At 64.1% G+C, this 521-nt stretch carries 1 protein-coding gene; it reads left to right on the forward strand.

What is annotated here, in order from left to right:
- Nucleotides 1–521: PhoH family protein (locus A5652_RS02705; RefSeq protein ID WP_197513720.1), on the forward strand; the 521-nt coding region annotated here is incomplete at both ends.

The raw sequence follows: 521 nt of genomic DNA on the forward strand, positions 1-521 counted from the left end.
GCATCATCTTGACCCGCCCGGCCGTGGAAGCCGGTGAGCGCCTTGGCTTTTTGCCAGGCACCCTCAGCGAGAAGATCGATCCGTATCTGCGGCCGTTGTACGACGCGCTGTACGACATGATGGATCCCGAGCTGATCCCCAAACTGATGACCGCCGGAGTCATCGAGGTGGCGCCGCTGGCGTACATGCGAGGACGCACCCTGAACTCCGCGTTCATCGTTCTCGACGAGGCGCAGAACACGACCGCCGAGCAGATGAAGATGTTCCTCACCCGACTCGGCTTCGGATCCAAGATCGTTGTCACCGGCGACATCACGCAGGTCGACCTTCCGGGCGGGGCCAAATCCGGCCTGCGCTCGGCGATGGAGATCCTGGACAGCGTGGAAGACATCCACGTCGCGGAGCTGACCAGCGTGGATGTGGTCCGCCACCGGCTGGTCTCGGAGATCGTCGATGCCTATGCGAAGTTTGAAGAGCCCGGCCTGACGATGAACCGGGCGTCGCGGCGGGCGGCGGGCTCG

The organism is Mycobacterium sp. 1165178.9, from assembly GCF_001673555.1.
In the GTDB taxonomy this organism is placed as follows: Bacteria; Actinomycetota; Actinomycetes; order Mycobacteriales; family Mycobacteriaceae; genus Mycobacterium.